Consider the following 20,397-nt stretch of genomic DNA (forward strand, 5'->3'; position numbering starts at 1 on the left):
CCTTTTTATTAACTTATGAGTTTGTTAATAGTTTTTCTTCTTGGTTCCTTTTTAGGATGGCATAACTTACACCTGTTACGATGCTTCCAGCTGCAATTGCTGCTAGATATAACCAAGCATGATTAATTGCATTTGGAATTAGAAGTACAAATACACCGCCGTGTGGGGTAACGAGTTCACAGTGAAATAAAGCAACCAGTGCTCCAGTTACTGCGCCACCTAAAATACAAGTTGGAATAACACGCATTGGGTCTTTTGCTGCAAATGGGATTGCACCTTCTGAAATAAAGCATAAACCAAGCACGAAAGCAGCTTTGCCAGCATCTTTCTCGCCTGTACTAAATTTATTTCTAGCGAGGAAGGTTGCAATTGCCATACCTATTGCAGGAACCATACCACCTGCCATAGTGGCTGCCATTGGCATATAGGTATTGGTTGTAAGTAAACCAACCGTAAAAGCATAAGCTGCTTTGTTAATTGGGCCACCTAAATCAATACACATCATACTTGCCAGAATAATTCCCATTAATATGGCATTTGTGGTGCCCATGTTATTGAGGAAATCTTTCATTAACTCAAAAATATGTGCTACAGGTTGGCCAACCACATAGAACATAATGAGACCAACAAATAACGTTCCTAATAATGGAATAATTAAAATAGGTTTAAGAGACTCTAAGCTAGTTGGTAGTTTAAGTTTTTTAGCAATAAATAATGCGATATAACCAGCAAGGAAGCCAGAAACAATGCCTCCTAAAAAGCCCGCTTGTAGCTGTGCAGCTAATAATCCACCAATTAAACCAGGGGCAAGACCAGGACGGTCTGCTATGGAATATGCAATGTAACCTGATAGCATCGGTACCATCAGCATAAATGCTGCTGCACCAATCTGTTTTAATATAGCTGGTAGGCTACCAGCTTGTTCTGCTGCATTCAGGCCAAAACATAAAGAAAGTGCAATTAACAGACCACCTGCAACAACCATAGGTAGCATATAAGAAACACCAGTTAATAAGTGTTTATATACTCCAACTTTTTCAGTTTTCTCTTTATTTTCCGTTTTAGCTTGTTGTTTACCTTGTTCTAAAACTTGTGCATTTACAATTGCTTCGGCAAAAGCCTTGTCAGTTTGTTTTAATGCAAAGCCAGTACTGCATCGATAAACACGTTTGCCTACAAAGCGGTCTGTATTGACTTCAATGTCAGTTGCAAGAATAACAATATCAGCATCCTCAATCGTTTGAGCTGACAAAATATTCTTCGCACCCACTGAACCTTGAGTTTCTACATCGATTTGATATCCAAGTCTCTCTGCACCTTGCTGTAACGCTTCGGCTGCCATAAATGTATGGGCAACTCCGGTTGGGCAAGCAGTAATTGCAACAAAGTGAGTTGCTGCATTTGAAGTCTGTTTAGGTTTTTGAACCCATTCATTCGTTGGTTTCGAGTGTTCAAGTGCTGTTAAAAATGCTTTATCTGCATCTTCTTTAATATCTTCAATAGAAACTAGAGATAAAGTACTTTGACCAAAAATATTTAAGTTTTTAGGCTCTTGCCCAATAATAATCACATGATTAAAGTCATCACTTGATTCAAATTCATCGAGTGAAATAATACTGTGTTTATAGCCATGTTGTGTTGCGACTAAAGCAAGTTTACGAGCTAAAATCAAAGCATTGACTTGCTGTTGCGGACTATTCGTGACAAATAATAAATGTTTAGCAGTTTGCATCAGATTCACTCAATGAATTGATAGTAGTTTGTGCTTTTAATTGGTCTAGAACTTCTGGATTAGGAATTCGAAAACCAATTTGTGTTACAGCATGGCTTGCAATTGCTGTCGCAGTTTTTAAAGTTTCTTCAGGAGAAAGTTGGCTTACAAGTCCGTGAATCATACCTGCTAAGAGGGAGTCACCAGCACCGACTGTACTTTTTACAATAACTTTCGGTGCTTGAGCATGTAGAGGGTGTGAGGCATGCAGCCAATTTACGCCACCTTCACCCATTGAAATAACCACATGCTCAATATCGCTTAAGCTGTCAAAAAGTTTTCTTTGTTCAGCATAGCTTGTTGCAGGACGTTGATAACTTTCTAAGAGCTCATCAGTATTAGGTTTGATCATCCAAGGTTGACATGCAATTGCGGCAACCAAAGCTTTACCGCTGGTATCTAATGCAACTTTTTTATTCTGTTTTTTGATTAGTTGAATAAGTTGTTGTAACTCATCAATACTAAAACCTTGGGGTAGGCTACCAGCTATTGCAACCACCTCAACTTGGGGTAATAGAGATTCAATCTTATTAAATAGGCTTTGTTTGTTTGTTTCAGAAACAAAGAAACCTTTCCCATTTAAATCGGTCATCTGCCCAGACTGCTCAGCAATTTTTATATTTTGACGTGTTTCGCCATCAATATAAATAAATTCTGATTGAAATTGAGCTTGGGCAAAATGTGTATCGAAAATTTGTCGATTACGTTCGCCTAAAAAACCAGTTACGATGACATCGTGACCTAAGTCTTTTAATACTTGAGCAACATTAAGGCCTTTACCAGCCGCATGAATTTCTACCGACTCTTGTCGGTTCACTTCACCTACCTGTAACTCATTTAGTTGGATGGTTACATCAATTGCAGGGTTTAAAGTAACTGTTAAAATTTTAGCCATTACTATTCCCAATTTTATAAGTCTTGTTCAGAGAGCTGGCGTACAGCAGGGGCGCTATCACACAGTAAAGCTTGTTGCGCAAGTTTTTGAGCATCACTATAGCTCAGCGTACGAATTTGGGCTTTTACTAATGGAATGCTATTTGGCGACATACTCAGTTCGTCCACGCCCAATCCCATGAGAATAGGTACAGCTTTCGGATCTGCTGCAAGCTCACCACAGATCCCCACCCATTTGCCGTGTTTGTGGGCAGCCTTAACAGTTTGATCAATCAAGTTTAGAATACTTGGGTGTAACCCGTCTGCTTCTGCTGAGAGGATTGGGTGGCCTCTGTCAATCGCTAAAGTATATTGAGTTAGATCATTTGTTCCGATACTGAAAAAGTCGACTTCTTGTGCAAGAATTGGTGCAAGTAAAGCAGCAGAAGGAACTTCAATCATAATGCCAACTTGTAAATTGTCACATGGATGTTGAGCTCTTACTTCATCAAGAATCGCTTTCGCAGCACGCCATTCTTCAACGCGCCCAATCATAGGGAACATAATTCGTAATGGACGATTATCCGATGCTTTTAATAAAGCAGTTAATTGCTGTCTTAAAAGCTCAGGGCGTCTTAAAGTTAAACGAATTCCTCTTAATCCTAAGAATGGGTTCTCTTCCTCAGCAATTGGCAGATAAGGTAAGGGCTTGTCACCACCTACATCTAATGTACGTACTACAAGTGGGCGGCCAGCAAGTGCATCTAATACCACGCGGTAGTCTGCTTCTTGAACAGTTTCACTCGGTGCACTGCTATGAGACATGAAAACCAGCTCTGTACGAAGTAATCCAATCGCTTCTGCACCACATTCTACTGCTTGTGCTGTTGCTTGAACTTTACCTAAATTTGCCGCAATTTCGATTTGGTGTTGATCTAAAGTAATAGCAGGTTCTTGGCTATGACGTTCGGCTTCTTCACGAATTTGACGCTGTTGCTCACGCTCTTGCTTAGCTTGTTCGATTTGAACTGTATCTGGATTTAAAACAAAAGTTCCCGTGTCACCATTAATGAGTAGGGTACTTTTCTGATCAATTTCCAAGACTTGTTCACCAGCACCAACAATAGCTGGAATACCTAAAGCACGTGCCACAATTGCACTATGAGCACTTGCACCGCCTATAGCAGTCAAAATGCCTGCAACGCGGTCTTTGTTAAGACGAGCGACATCGCTTGGCCCAACATCATGCATAATTAAAATATACGGCTCTTTAGGCTCTTCAATAACCACTTCACCACATAGTTGTGTTAAAACACGGTCACCAATATCACGTAAGTCTGTTGCACGTTCAGCGAGTAAACGATCTGGTAATGCTTCCTGCGCTTTAGCTGCAGCCTCAATGTGCTCATGCCAAGCAGCTGGCGCTGATAGATTGTGGTTAATTTTTTGATAGACACCATTAATCAAATCAGGGTCATCAAGCATTTCTAAATGAGCTTGAAAGATTTGCTTAATTTCAGAAACATCGGATTTGGCAATAACTTGATGGATATTGTTTTTTACTGCATGTAATGCAATATCTAAATTTTCTTTTTCAGCTTTTACGCTTAATCCCATACGCTCATATTGATAAACCTTTGGTTTAATCACATGTACTGGTCCAAAAGCCAAACCGCTCGATGCCGCGATTCCTGTGTTGTTGTTTCCTAGTATTTTTACGCTTGATGTAGATGGTTGTAAAGAAACCTGGTCGGATACTTGACTGGTTATTGCTATTGCCTCGACTTCTTCGCCTAAGCCTTGCTCTACTGCAAAAATCACTTTATTTAAAGCATCTACTGCATCGGTTTCTGGTTCTGCAATAAAACGTAGAGTTTGACCACGTTTACAACCTAAGGCTAAAAGACGAGTTAAACTTTTAGCGGAAACAAAGTTGCCATCATCTACAGCAACTTGGATGTCGCCTTGAAAAGTTTTGGTCAAATTGACTAAGTGCGTAGCTGGTCGAGCATGTAAACCATGTGCATTTGCTAATACAACTGAACGTTGAGGCCAGTCTGGAATAACATCAGCCCCAATAATTTTGGCAATTTCGTTTGGAGTTTGGGTTTTATCTAGCTCTGCAACTTGTTCTGGGTTGAATAAAATATCAATTAAACGATTAAATCTTGCATTATCGAGCTGATCATTCGCTGCTATACAAACTAATGTATTTAGCTTTTTCCCATTTAGTTCTAAAACGTTTGATGGTTTAGTAATACTAATAGCAGGTTGTTGAACAAATTCATTGCTAGAAATAGACCAAATTTGATCTTGTAATTGGATGGCTTGTTCTGGATTGAGTGAACTTAAGAAACCACATTTTACAAAATTATGTTTTTTTAGTGTCTGAGAAGCTGTCCAAAATAAGTCTTCGATATCTTGCGCATCAATTTCAGTTTGAATGAGATTTTCATGAAGTGCTAAAGATAGAGGCTGAGCTTGTAGTAATTCAATAATTTGTTCAGGTTTAGAAGCATTTTTTACTTGTTCACTCACATCATGCATTAATGCGCGAGTAAGAATTTGCAAAACTTGCAAATGTTCATCAGATTTTGCTGCAATAACGACAGCTAAATAGATTTTATTTTCTCCATCCCAAATTACGCCTTCCGGAAAATGGGCTAAGCGAATACCTGTTTTTAAAATATATTCACGTGATTGGGGAGTACCGTGGGGAATAGCAATACCTTGGCCTAAATAAGTCGCGCTTTGTTGTTCACGATTGATGAGTCCTGTTATATATTCAGGTGTAACTAACCCATCATTTTCTAATATATCTACTAGACACTTTAATGCATGTGTTTTATCAACAGCATGTTGATTCATATGAATATGTTGAGGCTCTAGTGCTAGCATAATTATCCTTGAACAATTTCTTTGGCTTTAGCTAAAACAGAAAAAAAGAAGCTGTATGCATTAAACAAGTATATTTACTTATTTTTGACAACAGCTTCAGATGAATTACCTTAGCAGAACTTTAAATGTATATCGACGCATTTAAGTAAAAAGTAGTTCGTTTTTAATACAAAAAAACCTCTAAGTAGGATTACTGACTTAGAGGCGAAAATAAAACTAGTGATTAATGATTAATTTCTTGTTCTAAAATAGACCAAAGTTTTTGATGTGATTTTTTAAATAACAACATATGGCCAATTGATTTATATCCTAAATCTTTTGGATTAAGTTCAATCATTTTTTTATTTGCATTTGGATATAGACTTAATAATTCTTTTACATTGTATTTGGTTGCAATCTCATCGTCATCAGCCCAAATCGCAGTAATTGAACACTGAATTTCTGAATGAAAATCATGAAAAATAGTCTTGCCGATGGCATTTTTGACATATCCGGGATGGCTACAAAACTCTCGCCATTGTTGAGCAACTTTTTTAGGTAGGTTTTCTCCCATACCAATGAATTGAGTTGCGCCATAGCCTTTAACGAGATTAGAAATAGGGAAGATAAGATTAAACATCACTGGCGCTAGAAACTTAGTTTTTCCTTTAAGACCTTTAATGTTTCCTGTTGAACATGCAACGGCTATAACTTTTGCGACTTTATTATAATTAGGCACGACTCCAAGTAATTGTCCGCCAGCACTGTGTCCAATAAGAATAACCTGTTCTGCTCCAGTTTTAATTAATAGAGCATCAATGGCAGCTGGTATATCGAATATGCCCCAATCGGTAATGCTTGCGCTACTTTGCTTTAAAGTACCATGTAATGATTCACCAATTCCTCGGAAGTCAAAACTCAATACATCGTGGCCTTGTTGGCTTAACCATGCCGCAAAGGAGTGATAAAAGTTTTTAGTAATACCCGTTGCTGGACAAATAAGAATAGGGTGGTCAGCTTTCTTTTCTTGAGCAGGATAAAATTGTGCTGCAAGTTGATAGCCATCTCTACAGGTAATCCAAAAAGATTCAAAAGTCTTATCCATATATTTAAAGCTAATTATTTAATCATTCATCTTAATGTACATGAGTTCTGAAAAGGTACTTGATTAAAATGTGACTATAAAGTCAAGATTTATGTTATACAGCTCTTCAAATTTTAATAAAACGAATAAAGGAAATGATGGAAATATCGAAAGCTATACAGTTGGCTATTGTCTTTAGCGGTGTCTTTTTATGGATAGGAATGTTAACAGGAGTATGGAAATATTGGCAAATTCGCCGTTCGGAATTAAGCCGTGCACATTATTATGTAGACATTGCACATAGAAGTAGTTTGCTTTATGCAGCTGCTACACTTACTTTGGCTGCATTAAGCTATTTCACGGTTTTAAGTGAAGATATAGCTCTATGGTGTGTATTGGCAAATATACTATTTTTTAGTTTCTCAATTTTAGTTTATATCATTCATGGTTTTTTGCAGGATACGAGCAATCAGTTTAAACAACCACATAGGTTAGGGCATTTAAGTTTACCGACATGGTTGATGACTTTAATGATGATTGCTTTAATTATTACTGAGTTATTAGCCACTGCTATTTTACTAATGGGAACCATTCTATTATTTTTAGGTAAATAAAAAATGGATGATCGCTCATCCATTTTTTAAAATTCTATTATTTCTGTCGACTCATTCGTCTTTTAGCTAATTTTCGCATTTTGTGATCGACAAAGGCCCATACACAAAATACAAAAGAAACAACCATGGCGTATACAAAGTACTCGGGTTTCAGATTCCCTTTAATCATACCTTGAAACAGTAAAGTGAGCATAAGAGCAAGCGTGGTTACTCCATACACAACTGAATCTTTACTGTTCAGAGTGTTAATGAAGACTTGTTTGTTGAAATGTAATGATAACATCTCCATCCCTCCTTGTGGTTGCGCTAAAACCAAATGTTTTAGTCAAGAATAAGTTTAATGTTGTACTTGTATTTTTAGCTTAATTCAATAGTCAATTGAAAATTTTTTGAACAGTTTTATGAAAACCTCTATATTTATAAATAGTTAAGGTATAAGAAAGGTAAATATTAAATATTTTTGTATAAAATACTTAATATTTTAGAAAAGAGAAATTTTTAGGTGAAAAGTAAAATAATTTCTCTTTTCTTTAAATTTACTTTAGTTGCTTTGTTTCTTTAAAAACACATCAATTGCGTGTTGTGCAATTTCAGCATCTTCAAAAGATTGGACACCAGAAACACCAATTGCGCCTAAAATCTGGCCTTCATAAATAATCGCTTTTCCGCCTTCTAGCATACCTTTAGCACTTGGCAGACTTAAGAAACCAAGACGGCCATTTTGAAGAAGTTCTTCGTAAAATTTTGAAGGGCGGCCGCTCATTGATGAGCATTTAGCTTTTTCTAGACAGATATGTGTACTGAGAGGAGAAGCGCCATCTAGACGTTTCATAAGTAATAAAGAACTTGTTTCATCAACAATAGCGATACTAACTTTAAAGTTATGTTCTATTGCATATTTTTGAGCTTCTTCCATTAAAAACTCTGCATCTGCTAATGTCAGATAATATTTACTTTTCATTTATGCTCTTCTTTCCTGAGTAAGCTAAAAATTATTTTAGTGTAATATTACAGTAAAAATTAATTATATCTATAGTTGAATTGTCATCAAATACTGGTGTTTGAAATAAAATGCTGGTTGGGTAAACGCAGCATTTTATTCGATATATAAAATCATGTTTGGGTAAAACTCGATTTCAAAAAAACACCAGATTAAATGTTTTTATGTTTAACTTTGTCGATAAGGGTTGTTACTGCAAGAACAATTAAAGCTGGGATCAGCCATGCTAGGTTTTGTTCATTTAATGGTAAATGCTGAAGGAACGTAGGAAGATTATCCCCAAAACCTGCAACTTTAAGCCCATCGATGATTCCGAAAATGAAAGCAATACTTGTTACTGAACCGACAATAAAAGACGGTTTATGCCAAAATTTCCAGAAGAAGCTAAGCATAATCACCACAATAGCAGGTGGATAAATTGCACTTAAAACTGGAACAGATACGGCAATCAGTTTGGTCAATCCAAGATTAGAAATAATGAAAGAGAAACCAACCAGAATGAAAACTAAAAGCTTATAAGGTAACTTGGTCAATTGGGCAAAATATTCACCACATGCACAAGTTAAACCAATTGCAGTCACCATACATGCTAAGAAAATGAGGCCAGTTAGGAATAATGAACCCATATTACCAAAAGCATGTTGAACATAGGCATGTAAGATTACAGCACCATTTGCTGCATTTGGTGCAACTTCGTGGCTACCCAAACCTAATTTAAATAAGCTTAAGTAAACTAAAGTAAGACCAACACCTGAAATAAGGCTAGCAATAATGGCATATTTGGTTACTAGTTTGTTATCGGTAACGCCACGCGAGTAAATTGCTTGAATAATTACAATACCAAATACTAAAGCGCCTAAAGTATCCATCGTCAAATAACCATTTACGAAACCTTCTGAAACAGGTGAGTTCACGTAATGATTGATTGGAGCAGGAACATAGCCCGAAGGAATCATAACCGCTGCAATTCCTAAAATTGCGAGAGCAATAATTTTTAGGGGAGCGAGTACATGTCCAACAGTATCTAAAAGCTTGTTTGGATATAACGAAACTACAGTTACAAAGGAAAAATAGATTGCGCTATAGATTAAAAGGCTACTACTTGATGTTCCAAAATATGATGAAAAACCGATTTCATATGAAACAGTTGCAGTACGTGGAGTGGCAAATAAAGGACCTACTGACAAATAACAAACAACAGTTAAAATCAGACTTGCTATTCGGCCTAAAGGAGAACTAATAATTTCAATGGAACCCTGCATGCGAGAGAGTGCCATAATCGTAATGACAGGTAGGCCAACTGCGGTAATCAAAAATCCTATGGCTGCCAACCATACATGATCACCTGCTTGTTGAGCGACAATGGGAGGAAAGATAATATTGCCAGCTCCAATAAAGAGCGCAAAGGTCATAAAACCTAAAGCAATAATATCTCCAGTACGAAGTTGTTGCATAAATCAAATTTAACAAAAAAGAAAGAATTTTAGAGCAAACGAGAGCATGATCAAGCGCTATTTTATGTGAAAAAGCTTTTTTTCCGACCTTATAAATCATTCAGAGATATGAAAAATATCAAGTGGTTAAGTTATGTAGTTGAAAAACCTTTGAAAGAAATAAAGAAAAGATTTTTTAGATCTGACTTTTTAAGAAAATTATGTAAAAATAAAAATATCAATTTCTATTATGAATGTTGAATATTTGGGCATTTACAGCTTCCTGCCTACTCTACATCCGTTCTAAAATATTCGAAATTAACTTACATTTTTGTAGACATGGTAAAAGCAATGTCTACGAGGATAAAATTGAATGAGAGCTTCTACTGTTACAATTAAAACCGAACAAGACCTGGAAAAATTGCGGATTTCTGGCCGTTTGGCTGCACAAGTTTTAGAAATGATAGGTGAGTATATTAAACCCGGTGTAACAACCGAATATTTAGATAATATTTGTAATGATTACATCGTAAATACCTTAAAAGTGATTCCTGCCAATGTGGGTTACCACGGTTTCACAAAAACAATATGTACCTCAGTTAACGAGGTGGTTTGTCATGGTATTCCTTCACCAAATAAAATTTTAAAAGATGGTGACATTATTAATATTGATGTAGCGATTATTAAAGATGGCTACTTTGGTGATACAAGCCGTATGTATTATGTGGGCAATGTCAATCCACATGCAAAAAAACTAGTTGAAACAACTTATGAGGCAATGGTTGCCGGTATCCACACAGTTAAACCTGGGGCGACTTTAGGTGATATTGGTTACGCTATTCAATCCGTTGCTCATCGCGAAGGGTATAGCATTGTTCGTGAATATTGTGGGCATGGGATTGGTAAAGTCTATCATGAGCAGCCTAATATTCTGCATTATGGGCAACGTGGACAAGGATTAGTTTTGAAGAAAGGTATGGTCTTTACGATTGAACCTATGGTGAATGCAGGGAAACCTCAAGTTAAAGAATTAAACGATGGTTGGACGGTTATTACTCAAGATCTTTCTTTATCTGCCCAATGGGAACATATGGTCGCTGTTACAGATACAGGTTTTGAATTGTTGACACCGTGGCCAGAAGGTGTGGGAAGCTATCCGAAAATTTAATCGCTAAAAGTATAAAAAGTTCGATGTCTCATCGAACTTTTTTATTTTTTAATATTATCAATGCTCAGAAAGATGCTCTACCAAATAGTCAATGAATACGCGTACCGCTGGAAGCAATCCTCTACGAGACGGATAAACTGCATGAAATATACCATGAGCAGCTTTCCAGTCTGGCAAAATTTGTACAAGCTGGCCGGATTTCACAAAATCTTCAGCAGCTGTTTCTGGTAATAAGGCAATACCGCAATTTTGACTTGCAAGTTGGGCAAGCATATAAAGGTTGGTTCCCATTACAGTTGGACTGACTTTGACTTTTTTCAATTGGTTGTCTGGTCCATGTAAAGTGAATTGTTGATCTAAATGCTCTTCAGATAGGCTTAAAATACGATGCTCACTCAATTGTTCTGGTGTCTTGATATTGCCAAATTCATTTAAATAAGCCTGACTTGCAAATAGACTCTGCTCTATAAGTGAAAATTGCCTTAACACTAAGCTTGGATCATCATCTAATTTAGATCTGACACGTAAAGCAACATCAATACCTTCATTAATAACATCAACTCGGCGGTTACTTACGATAAGTTGTAAGCGTATTTCAGGATATTTTTTTAAAAATGCCGGCAAAATTTTAGGGAGTTGGTTTTGGGCAATATCTACAGGAACACTTACTTTGACCACACCTCTAGGTTGAATACTTAAGTGGTCGACTAGATCATGAGCAGCTTGAGCAGCATTCATCATGACTTGAGCATGTCTATAGATATCCATACCAATATCAGTAACGGCGAAATGGCGTGAGCTGCGCTGTATTAACCGGACTCCTAAATTTTCTTCTAAATTATAAACACGACGACTTAATTTTGATTTTGGGATGTCAGTAACACGTTCAGCGGCGCTAAATCCACCATGCTCAACAACAAGGGCAAAACAATAAAAATCATCAAGATCGGTGAGCATTAAAATATCCTATTTATGCAACACTAAAGATTTTACATTATTATTTTTGCAACGATAAAGTTTGATTTTAATTTTTTGTAAAAAGTATATAAAAAGGACTCGAAAAGCAAATTTAGATGGTTTGAAATGCAAATGTAATGACATTGAAATTGTTTTGTGTGTCGTTTTTCGAATTAAAAATCAAATATGGTGTTCATACGTTATTTTTCATAAAATATATTTTTATCAAATTTTTTTAAAGTATGTCTTACCAGTTAGTTGAATTAAAAGATGCGACTGCAAATATTCTTTGCCCAATTTGTAAGCTTGCAGTTATTGATTGGTCACAAGAGCAATACGTTCAACCTTGTGAACATACATTGTTTATTGCAATGGATTTAGGCTTTGAATTTGTGGCTGACCGTTTTGAAGAATCTATGACTCAAAATGTAGATGAGTTACATGAAGATCCAAATATGAATGTTTTTGAAGCGATAACCAGCACATCATATAAAAATTTGACTATTTTAAAATCAGATCTTGGTGTTGATGGTTTGTTCCGTTATGTCGGCATAAGTGATTGTTAATTTGATGGGTATAAAAAAGCCAATCTTTCGATTGGCTTTTTTATTATTAAGCTTCTGGAGCTGCGCTATATTGTTCAACTAATGGTTTTAATTCGCCATTTTGGAACATTTCAAGCATGATATCGCTACCACCGATAAGTTCGCCATTTACCCATAGCTGTGGGAAAGTAGGCCAGTTTGCAATTTTTGGTAAAGTTGCACGAATATCAGGGTTTTCTAAGATGTTCACATATGCGAATGGACGACCAATTTGACTGAGCGCCTCTACTGCACGTGCAGAGAAACCACATTGTGGAAACTGTGGAGTGCCTTTCATGTAAAGTAAAACGGGATGCTTCGCAATTTGATCGCGAATTAACGCTTCAGTATCACGTGCTTGTTCAGTCATATGTAGATCCTCAACTAATCTTGCAGCATTATAGGGGGTGTTCACATTGGTTTGCAAACCACCTTGCTGTCTAAAGTTGCATAGAATATTCAATATTTTATTGTATAAACCGAAGTGATAGTAAAAAGCAGACGAAATTTTAGATAAATGAATGATGAGACTTTCCATCAGCGCAAGTTTTTGTTTATATAAACCCTTCTTAAAACCTCATACAGACAGAGTTCGTGATGACTGATATTACCCTAGCTCCAGTACAACCTGATCAACCAACACACTTAATGGCTACTTATGGTCGCCAAGCGATCAGTTTTGTCCGAGGCCGAGGGGCATATCTATACACACAAGATGGTACAGAATATTTAGATGCATTAACGGGTATTGCTGTCTGTGGTTTAGGACATGCTCATCCTGCTATTGCTGAAGCAATTGCTGAACAAGCAGCAACGCTCGTACATACCAGTAATTTATTTGAAATTCCTTGGCAAACTGCTGCTGCTCAGAAGCTTGCTGAAGTTTCTGGTATGGAAGAAATCTTCTTTTCAAATAGTGGTGCCGAGTCAAATGAAGGTGCAATCAAAATTGCTCGTAAATTTGGTACTCAACAAGGTATAAGTCTGCCAAAGATTATTGTAGCTGAACAATCATTTCACGGTCGTACTTTGGCGACACTTTCTGCAACTGGTAACAAGAAAGTACAAGATGGTTTTGCTCCTTTAGTAGAAGGCTTTATTCGAGTGCCATTTGGTGATATCGAAGCGATTCAAGAAGCTGCTCTACAACATCCAGATATTGTTGCTATTTTGATTGAGCCGATCCAAGGTGAAGGTGGTATTAATACTGCGCCACAGGGATTTAGCTATTTAGAAGAAGTTCGCTACCTTTGTAATCAGCACAACTGGTTGATGATGTTAGATGAAATTCAAACTGGTAATGGTCGTACTGGTAAATACTTTGCATATCAACATACCAATATTATTCCAGATGTTTTAACCACTGCTAAGGGATTAGGGAATGGTTTTCCTGTGGGGGCTGTAATGACCCAAGGTAAAGCTGTAGGGTTATTAGGGCCTGGCAGCCATGGTTCGACTTATGGTGGTACTGTATTGGGTTCTCGTGTGGTTTATACGGTAATTGATACGATCCAGAAGGAAAATGCAGTAGAGAATGCAGCAGTAGTTGGTAACTATATTGTTGATCAATTACGTGTTCAATTAGCAGATAAAGGCGTACAAGTGCGTGGTTTTGGTATGATGATTGGTATTCAATTGCCTAAAGATTGTGCTGAACTCGTTGCGATTGCTCGTGATGAATACAAACTTATTATTAATGTAACAGCAGGTTCTGTAGTTCGCTTATTACCTCCAATTAATATGACTCAAGCTCAAGCTGATATTTTGCTAGAACGTTTAGTTGCTTTAATTACCAATTATCTTTAAGTTTTAAAAGAAATAAAAATGGGCGATTAACGCCCATTTTTATTTTGTACGTTTAGCCAGAAATATATTGCTTTAATTGTTCAATTAAAACTTTTTGGTCTTCCATTGCTGCTTTAACTAAGTCACCGATTGAAATAAAACCAACTAGTTTTCCATTTTCTAATACAGGTAAGTGACGTAAATGACGATCGGTCATGAGCTGTAAACATTCTTCAACTGTATTGTTTAGGCCTACAGTGATTACTTTTGCTGTCATAATTTCAGCAACTGTTGTGCTATAAGACGAGCGTTCCATTAGAGTTACTTTTCGAGTGTAATCACGCTCAGATAGTATTCCAACTACTGTTTCACCCTCTGCTACGACTAAAGCTCCAATTCCTTTTTCAGCCATAATCGTGATTGCTTCAAGGACAGTTGCTTCGGGTGAGATTGTGAAAATAGCTTGTTGTGATTTGTTCTTAATTACTTGTGCAACGATAGTCATTTCTTCTGTCCTGTTGTTTTATCATTTTGATTTAAATTAGCCTGATTTTAGAAAATTGCAAAGACTCCATAGTCACTCAAATACAAGTTTTATGCTCAAGCGTTCAAAAAGTACTCTATATTTGGTTGCTTAAAAATTAAGCTACCTGCCATTTAGGATGATTAAAAAAGAAATGATGCATTTGCTGAGTAGAAAGCTTTAACTTGCGGTGAGATGAATTAAATAAAGCAGGGGTAACTTTTAACCGTGTTAAGGTTGGTAGTAGAGATTCATGGAAGTCTTTTGGAGTGATTTTTCTAGGTTTGTAATTAGGCCAGTGAGTTTTAGCATATCGATGCGCCTGAACTCCATTTAACCAAAACGGGAAAATGAAATCTTCCTGATCCGATTTAATGGCCCATCCTTCATCAAATAGTCCCCAAAGAACCCCGCAGTACATCATGGTTCTTAAAATATAAATCTTGATCATCAAGTCTTTAGAAACTGGTTGTAGATTACTTAAATTATTCATTTTTCAATTTAAAGGTTTTAACTTATCTAGCTTATTATAAGAGAATCACATGACATTTCAGTTTAAACAGGTGTCAAAACGTAAACAAATATTGATGACTAGAAATATCAACGATAAATACCAAATAAAAATATTGTTTTCCTAGTTATTGAAGAAGCTTATTAGGCTTATGATCCATTTAGTTTTTACGGGTATAAAAACGCCACCTGAGCAAGATAAAGCGACTGAAGCTTTGGCGAAGCGCAAGAAAAAGAACAGATGAATTTCTCTATATCAAATTTTTCACAGGCAAAAAAACGCCATCAGAGCCACGACTAAAGTGGTGAAGTAAGGCTTCTAAAAAATTGATAACTTTGGTTTTTTATAGACGTAAAAAAACGCCACCTGAGCAAGATAAAGCGACTAAAGCTTTGGCGAAGCGCAAGAAAAACAACAGCTAAATTTGTCTATATCGAATTTTTACAGGTATAAAAAAACGCCACCTAAGTGACGTTTCTTTATGCTTGCATGGTGGCCAGTTTCTGCCAATATTGTGCTTTCAGGGAGTCACGTTCAACACGGAAACCTTGATAGTATAATTCTGCTAAGAATAGTGCAGCTTTACCGTGACCAGCACGAGCAACTTCTTCTAACTGTGCAACTGCATCTTGGAAATTCATTTGAGAGTGAATTGTGTTAACCGCAGTTGCGTATACATGTTCTAAATCATGATGAGAGATACGTTGAATCATATAAAACTCCTTATTGTAATTATGATTACTTTTTCTAAAGGTCGCTGCCTTTAATCTAATTTAACTTAGAATTGTTAAACTAATATTACAGATTAATTGATTTGTCAACTATTGATCAGCTTTCTTTATTTCACTATTAGGATACATGATTAAACATTATTCGCAAATAATTTTGAGTAAAATCAATATGAGAATAAAAGACAAGGAGAATAACTATGACAAATACAATCGATGGCTTTGTTTTTGATACTCCTCCTAAAGAGGACCAAATAATAGAGCTTGCTCATTATCATCGTAAATTATTAGACGAAGCAATTTTTCATCAAGAAATACATTTAGGTGATTATTGTTTGGCACAAAGGAAACGCGTTTTTGATTACGCTAGCCAATTAGATCCTAGTCAAAAAGCTCAGTTCTATAATATATATGATGGTGAGCTCAGAAAAATTGCAGATGAAGATGAATTGCACCCGGCAGATGCAGAAGAAGGTTTGAGCATTTTTGCTATGTTCCTTGTTTTAGTGATTATTGCTGCAATTTTATACTTCTCTGTAATTCGATCTCTAATCAGCTAAAGTTTGCGATCCAGTAGGGATAAAGAATATTAGCCTTACTGGATTTTGATCTTGTGCTGAAGTGCATTGAACCCTACACTACATAAATTAGAGGTAGGTCATGCTCACATTCAAACAAAATTTTCTTAAATTAAAGTCTGAGTTAAAGGCAGAGCAATGTTTTAATCTAGTTGTGATTATTATTATTGCCTGTATTTTTGTACTTTCTTATTTAGCATTACTTCGTCCTGTCAATTCAGAGCAATACCAAAGAATTGTACAACTTTCTCGGCAGGCGACTTATCCTAGAACTCAGGATATGGCTGAGTTGATTATGACTCAATCTGAGATTCATCGAGCAGAGTATTTGAAATTAATGCATGCTTATCAATTTGAACACAATCATATCAAAGAATATCCAGCATTAGCGCAAGAAGATACTCAATAAGTATTGTCTTTATTTCAACAAGGTTTTGCTCGCTATTGGAGCAGGCAAAAACTTGAATTTATGCTAAACTTTCCGTTTTTTAACACGCTGCTTTTCAAGGAATCGGCATGCAACAACAATCGAATATGCAAAATAAATTCTTGATAGATGCTGAGATCGGGGATGACGATGTCACATTGCCTAATTTACCTGCTATCGATGTTCCTATCGTTGAATCACCTGTTAAGCAAGAAGTAAAAGTTGAAGAAGCTATTGAAACTGCACCTTCTTTAGAGTCAGAAAAGCCAAAATCTGGTTTCTTTGGGCGAATGAAAGATGGTTTGACTAAAACCCGTCGTAATTTCACTGATGGTATGGTCAACATCTTAATTGGTGGTAAAGAAATTGATGATGAGTTGCTTGAAGAAGTAGAAGAGCAGTTATTGGTTGCTGATATTGGTGTTGAAGCAACCAAAACAATTATTACCAACTTGACTGAACGTACCGCTCGTGGCGATTTGATTTATTCACATTCGCTTTATAAAGCTTTACAAGAAGAGTTGGTTGCTTTACTTGCTCCACGTGTGAAGCCTTTACATATTGACCCAAATAAATCGCCATATGTGATTTTAATGGTGGGTGTGAATGGTGTAGGTAAAACAACGACAATTGGTAAACTTGCTAAGCGTTTACAAGGCGAAGGTAAAAAAGTAATGCTAGCTGCAGGTGATACATTCCGAGCAGCTGCTACTGAACAATTGCAAATTTGGGGTGAGCGTAACGATATTTCTGTTGTTGCTCAAGGCCACGGTGCAGACAGTGCTTCGGTTATTTTTGATGCTTTTGAAAGTGCGCGCGCTAAAGGTATTGATGTATTGATTGCAGATACCGCGGGTCGTTTACATAACAAAAGCAACTTGATGGAAGAGCTTAAGAAAGTTAAGCGTGTGATGCAAAAAATTGATGCAACAGCACCGCATGAAATTATGTTGGTGGTCGATGCAGGTACTGGGCAAAATGCAATTAACCAAGTACAAGAATTTGACCAAGCTGTAGGTCTAACAGGTATTACTATTACTAAGTTAGATGGTACAGCGAAAGGTGGCGTACTCTTTAATATTGCCAGTCGTACTCATGTACCGATCCGTTTCATTGGGGTAGGTGAAAAAATTGATGATTTGAGACCGTTCTCGGCGAAATCATTTGTAGCAGCATTGTTTGAGACTGATAAATAATTGCCTATAGATTTTTAAAAAGCCTTACTTCATCGTGAGGCTTTTTTTATATAAATATCTTTTTTTATTGTTGCGAAAATAAAACGAACTGTCATATTTTTAATGCTGATTATAAGAAGTGAGTTTCATAGACTATATTCATTCCCAAACAACGGCCAATGGTCAATCAAATACGTAGGAAATAACAAAATGTCTACTTTCTTAGATAAAATTAAAAACCGTCGTACTATTTATGCAATTGGTAAAAATGTTGCATTAGATCGCACTAAAATTGAAGAAACAATTCGTGAAGCGGTTAAACATAGTCCATCATCATTCAACTCACAATCTTCACGTGTAGTGACACTTTATGGTGAATCACATGCTAAATTCTGGAATTTAGTTCGTGAAGCATTACGTAAAATTGTTCCTGCAGATTCTTTTGCTGGTACAAATGCTAAGATTGATAGCTTTGTGGCAGGTGTTGGTACTGTACTGTTTTATGAAGATCAAGCTGTTATTAAAAGCTTACAAGAGCAATTTGAATTATATGCAGACAACTTCCCAGTTTGGTCTGAACATTCAACTGCAATTGCTCAGTTCGCAACTTGGACAGCACTTTCAGAGCTAGGCTTAGGTGCTTCTTTGCAGCACTATAATCCAATTGTTGACGCAGATGCTGCTGCTGCATTTGATGTACCTGCAAATTGGAAATTACGTGCTCAGCTAGTATTTGGTTCTGTTGAAGCACCTGCTGGTGAGAAAGCGTTTATTAGCGATGAAGATCGTTTTAAAACATTCAACTAAGTTTAGTTGATGAAAAGAGTACCTTGTAGGTGCTCTTTTTTTTATGCTTGAAAAATGGGTTGTAACTTTGTTTTAAAATAGATAATGACTAAAATTCAATAATATATTTTAAAAAAATTAAGGCTAAGTTTGTATAAATAAAGCTTGTCATAAAATGGTCATAATCATGTTGCATATTGCTCATGTTTTTACAAACTATTAAATATTATAGAGACGTGAACAGATGACTTTAAGATTAAGTGTTGCTGCGATTGGTTTATTACTCAGCGGTTCAGTATTTTCAGCAGTTACAATTAAAGCACCAGAGGAAATTGTAATCCTCGCGGTGAATGGTCAAGAAGTCAATTCTGGATTATTTCGTTCTTCTAAAAATAGTTACAAAGTCGATGCCGGCGAAACAAACTTAAGTGTACGTTATCAAGAATATTTTGAACATTTGAATGGTGAGCACGATATTGTTAAGTCGGGCGTGGTTACTATTCAAACACCAACATTAAAAGACGGCCAAACTTATAAGCTGGCGATGGTTGATGTGCCAAAAAAATATGAGCAAGCAAAGAAATATGCTGAGCAACCAACAGTGGCTTTATATAATTCAAATAATGAACTAGTTGTTCAGCAAACTGGTGCAAACAACGAAGCAAAACCTTGGTTTGCAACTGGCTTGTTGGGTAAGGTCGCTGACTTTACAACAAAACCTTCTAAACCTCAGCCTCAAGCTGTTTATGCTGCTGCCAAGCCATCTACTTCTCAAGTTACTACATCTGTTGCTGCAACGGTTCCTTCGACAGGTGCTGCGCAAAGCAATGATCAACGGTTGGTTGAAGTGTGGCAGAAATCTTCTAAAGCTGAGCGTCAAAAATTTATGGCTTGGTTGGCAGAACAATCAAATTAAATTATTGCTATTCAAAATAAAGCCGATTTAATATCGGCTTTATTTTTATAATATTTTAAATAGCCTAAGCATATTTATGATGAACTTAAATTTCCGTCTAGCAGAATTGAGTGACATAACATCATTGGTCGATTTAATTAATCAATCGTATAGAGAGCAACAAGGTAGAAGCTGGACAACTGAAATTGAATTTTTAAAAGGGCAACGTATTAGCCAAGAGCAACTACAACAGCAATTAGAGTTGTCTAATTCATTACTAATAGTTGCAGAAATAGATTCTTCTAAAATTGTTGCGTGTATCGGATTAAATTTTCAGGATAATAATGTTGAGATTGGAACGTTCTGTACCGATCCTAATCTACAGAACATGAAAGTTGGCCGCTGTGTTTTGGAATATGCTGAACAGCTTGCTTTACAAAAAGTCCCTGAATTAGATAGTGCGATCATGTATGTATTAGATGTTCGTTCAGAACTGATTGCTTATTATGAAAGACGCGGATATACAAAAACAGGCCATGTAGAACCATATCCATATGAAGCAGATGTTGGAGTTCCTCTTGTGCCTATACAACTGATTGAAATGAAAAAGGACCTCAAATGAGGTCCT

At 36.5% G+C, this 20,397-nt stretch carries 22 protein-coding genes; 10 read left to right on the plus strand and 12 right to left on the minus strand.

Going from position 1 to position 20,397, the window contains the following annotated elements; translation table 11 throughout:
* Positions 1-13: 13 nt before the first annotated feature.
* From F985_RS11935 to F985_RS11950, 4 genes are all read right to left on the minus strand, one after another.
* Positions 14-1,732: a fructose-specific PTS transporter subunit EIIC gene (locus F985_RS11935; RefSeq protein ID WP_004701245.1), complete on the minus strand. Its 1,719-nt coding sequence runs from the start codon at positions 1,730-1,732 to the stop codon at positions 14-16.
* Positions 1,719-2,666, minus strand: a complete 948-nt coding sequence (gene pfkB / locus F985_RS11940; protein ID WP_004701247.1) for a 1-phosphofructokinase — start codon at positions 2,664-2,666, stop codon at positions 1,719-1,721. Before pfkB ends, F985_RS11935 begins: the two co-directional genes overlap by 14 nt.
* 14 nt (positions 2,667-2,680) lie before the next feature.
* Positions 2,681-5,542, minus strand: a complete 2,862-nt coding sequence (gene ptsP, locus F985_RS11945; RefSeq protein ID WP_004701249.1) for a phosphoenolpyruvate--protein phosphotransferase — start codon at positions 5,540-5,542, stop codon at positions 2,681-2,683.
* A gap of 223 nt (positions 5,543-5,765) precedes the next feature.
* Entirely contained in the window at positions 5,766-6,626 is an 861-nt protein-coding gene (locus tag F985_RS11950) for an alpha/beta hydrolase family protein (RefSeq protein WP_004701251.1), read from the minus strand.
* A gap of 137 nt (positions 6,627-6,763) precedes the next feature.
* Between F985_RS11950 and F985_RS11955 the strand changes: the two genes are divergently transcribed.
* Positions 6,764-7,219, plus strand: coding sequence for a hypothetical protein (locus F985_RS11955; protein WP_004701254.1), 456 nt, complete (start codon positions 6,764-6,766; stop codon positions 7,217-7,219).
* Between the two features lie 37 nt (positions 7,220-7,256).
* Here F985_RS11955 and F985_RS11960 read toward each other — a convergent pair whose 3' ends face one another.
* The 3 genes from F985_RS11960 to brnQ all read right to left on the minus strand — a co-directional run bounded on the left by F985_RS11960 (position 7,257) and on the right by brnQ (position 9,673).
* Positions 7,257-7,502, minus strand: coding sequence for a hypothetical protein (locus F985_RS11960; RefSeq protein WP_004701257.1), 246 nt, complete (start codon positions 7,500-7,502; stop codon positions 7,257-7,259).
* A gap of 258 nt (positions 7,503-7,760) precedes the next feature.
* Positions 7,761-8,180, minus strand: a complete 420-nt coding sequence (locus F985_RS11965) for a GlcG/HbpS family heme-binding protein (RefSeq protein WP_002050687.1) — start codon at positions 8,178-8,180, stop codon at positions 7,761-7,763.
* 191 nt (positions 8,181-8,371) lie between these two features.
* Positions 8,372-9,673 (minus strand): branched-chain amino acid transport system II carrier protein, encoded by a 1,302-nt coding sequence (gene brnQ / locus F985_RS11970; protein ID WP_004701260.1) that lies wholly within the window; start codon positions 9,671-9,673, stop codon positions 8,372-8,374.
* A 352-nt stretch (positions 9,674-10,025) separates the two neighbouring features.
* Here brnQ and map point away from each other — a divergent pair, with 352 nt between their 5' ends.
* The gene (gene map, locus F985_RS11975; protein ID WP_004701262.1) at positions 10,026-10,820 is read left to right on the plus strand and encodes a type I methionyl aminopeptidase; all 795 of its coding nucleotides are present in this window, start codon (positions 10,026-10,028) and stop codon (positions 10,818-10,820) included.
* A 57-nt stretch (positions 10,821-10,877) separates the two neighbouring features.
* On the opposite strand, the gene F985_RS11980 is transcribed toward map, so the two are convergent.
* Positions 10,878-11,777, minus strand: coding sequence for a LysR family transcriptional regulator (locus tag F985_RS11980; protein ID WP_004701263.1), 900 nt, complete (start codon positions 11,775-11,777; stop codon positions 10,878-10,880).
* 242 nt (positions 11,778-12,019) lie between these two features.
* On the opposite strand from F985_RS11980, the gene F985_RS11985 reads away from it, so the two are divergent.
* Positions 12,020-12,343, plus strand: coding sequence for a hypothetical protein (locus F985_RS11985; RefSeq protein WP_004701265.1), 324 nt, complete (start codon positions 12,020-12,022; stop codon positions 12,341-12,343).
* Positions 12,344-12,389: 46 nt separating this feature from the next.
* Here the strand turns inward: F985_RS11985 and grxD are convergent, their stop codons facing one another.
* Positions 12,390-12,731, minus strand: coding sequence for a Grx4 family monothiol glutaredoxin (gene grxD / locus F985_RS0104340; protein WP_002120913.1), 342 nt, complete (start codon positions 12,729-12,731; stop codon positions 12,390-12,392).
* A 227-nt stretch (positions 12,732-12,958) separates the two neighbouring features.
* Here grxD and F985_RS11990 point away from each other — a divergent pair, with 227 nt between their 5' ends.
* Complete coding sequence (locus F985_RS11990) at positions 12,959-14,167, plus strand: aspartate aminotransferase family protein (RefSeq protein ID WP_004701269.1); 1,209 nt, start codon at positions 12,959-12,961, stop codon at positions 14,165-14,167.
* 52 nt (positions 14,168-14,219) lie between these two features.
* On the opposite strand, the gene F985_RS11995 is transcribed toward F985_RS11990, so the two are convergent.
* The 3 genes from F985_RS11995 to F985_RS12005 all read right to left on the minus strand — a co-directional run bounded on the left by F985_RS11995 (position 14,220) and on the right by F985_RS12005 (position 15,893).
* Complete coding sequence (locus F985_RS11995) at positions 14,220-14,651, minus strand: CBS domain-containing protein (protein ID WP_004701271.1); 432 nt, start codon at positions 14,649-14,651, stop codon at positions 14,220-14,222.
* A gap of 136 nt (positions 14,652-14,787) precedes the next feature.
* Entirely contained in the window at positions 14,788-15,162 is a 375-nt protein-coding gene (locus F985_RS12000) for a DUF2750 domain-containing protein (protein WP_004701273.1), read from the minus strand.
* Between the two features lie 497 nt (positions 15,163-15,659).
* Positions 15,660-15,893 (minus strand): SEL1-like repeat protein, encoded by a 234-nt coding sequence (locus tag F985_RS12005; RefSeq protein ID WP_002121063.1) that lies wholly within the window; start codon positions 15,891-15,893, stop codon positions 15,660-15,662.
* Between the two features lie 215 nt (positions 15,894-16,108).
* Between F985_RS12005 and F985_RS12010 the strand changes: the two genes are divergently transcribed.
* The 6 genes from F985_RS12010 to F985_RS12035 all read left to right on the plus strand — a co-directional run bounded on the left by F985_RS12010 (position 16,109) and on the right by F985_RS12035 (position 20,391).
* Positions 16,109-16,468, plus strand: a complete 360-nt coding sequence (locus F985_RS12010) for a hypothetical protein (RefSeq protein ID WP_004701275.1) — start codon at positions 16,109-16,111, stop codon at positions 16,466-16,468.
* Positions 16,469-16,568: 100 nt separating this feature from the next.
* Positions 16,569-16,895 (plus strand): hypothetical protein, encoded by a 327-nt coding sequence (locus tag F985_RS12015; RefSeq protein WP_004701277.1) that lies wholly within the window; start codon positions 16,569-16,571, stop codon positions 16,893-16,895.
* A gap of 107 nt (positions 16,896-17,002) precedes the next feature.
* Positions 17,003-18,109 carry a signal recognition particle-docking protein FtsY gene (ftsY, locus tag F985_RS12020; protein ID WP_004701279.1) on the plus strand — a complete coding sequence of 369 codons (1,107 nt, stop codon included), beginning with the start codon at positions 17,003-17,005 and terminating at the stop codon, positions 18,107-18,109.
* Between the two features lie 189 nt (positions 18,110-18,298).
* The gene (locus tag F985_RS12025) at positions 18,299-18,895 is read left to right on the plus strand and encodes a nitroreductase family protein (RefSeq protein ID WP_004701282.1); all 597 of its coding nucleotides are present in this window, start codon (positions 18,299-18,301) and stop codon (positions 18,893-18,895) included.
* A 223-nt stretch (positions 18,896-19,118) separates the two neighbouring features.
* Positions 19,119-19,790, plus strand: a complete 672-nt coding sequence (locus tag F985_RS12030) for a YccT family protein (RefSeq protein WP_004701283.1) — start codon at positions 19,119-19,121, stop codon at positions 19,788-19,790.
* Positions 19,791-19,866: 76 nt separating this feature from the next.
* Positions 19,867-20,391, plus strand: a complete 525-nt coding sequence (locus F985_RS12035) for a GNAT family N-acetyltransferase (protein WP_004701285.1) — start codon at positions 19,867-19,869, stop codon at positions 20,389-20,391.
* The last annotated feature ends 6 nt before the right edge of the window (positions 20,392-20,397 follow it).

The sequence above is a fragment of the Acinetobacter seifertii genome (genome assembly GCF_000368065.1).
Lineage (GTDB): Bacteria > Pseudomonadota > Gammaproteobacteria > Pseudomonadales > Moraxellaceae > Acinetobacter > Acinetobacter seifertii.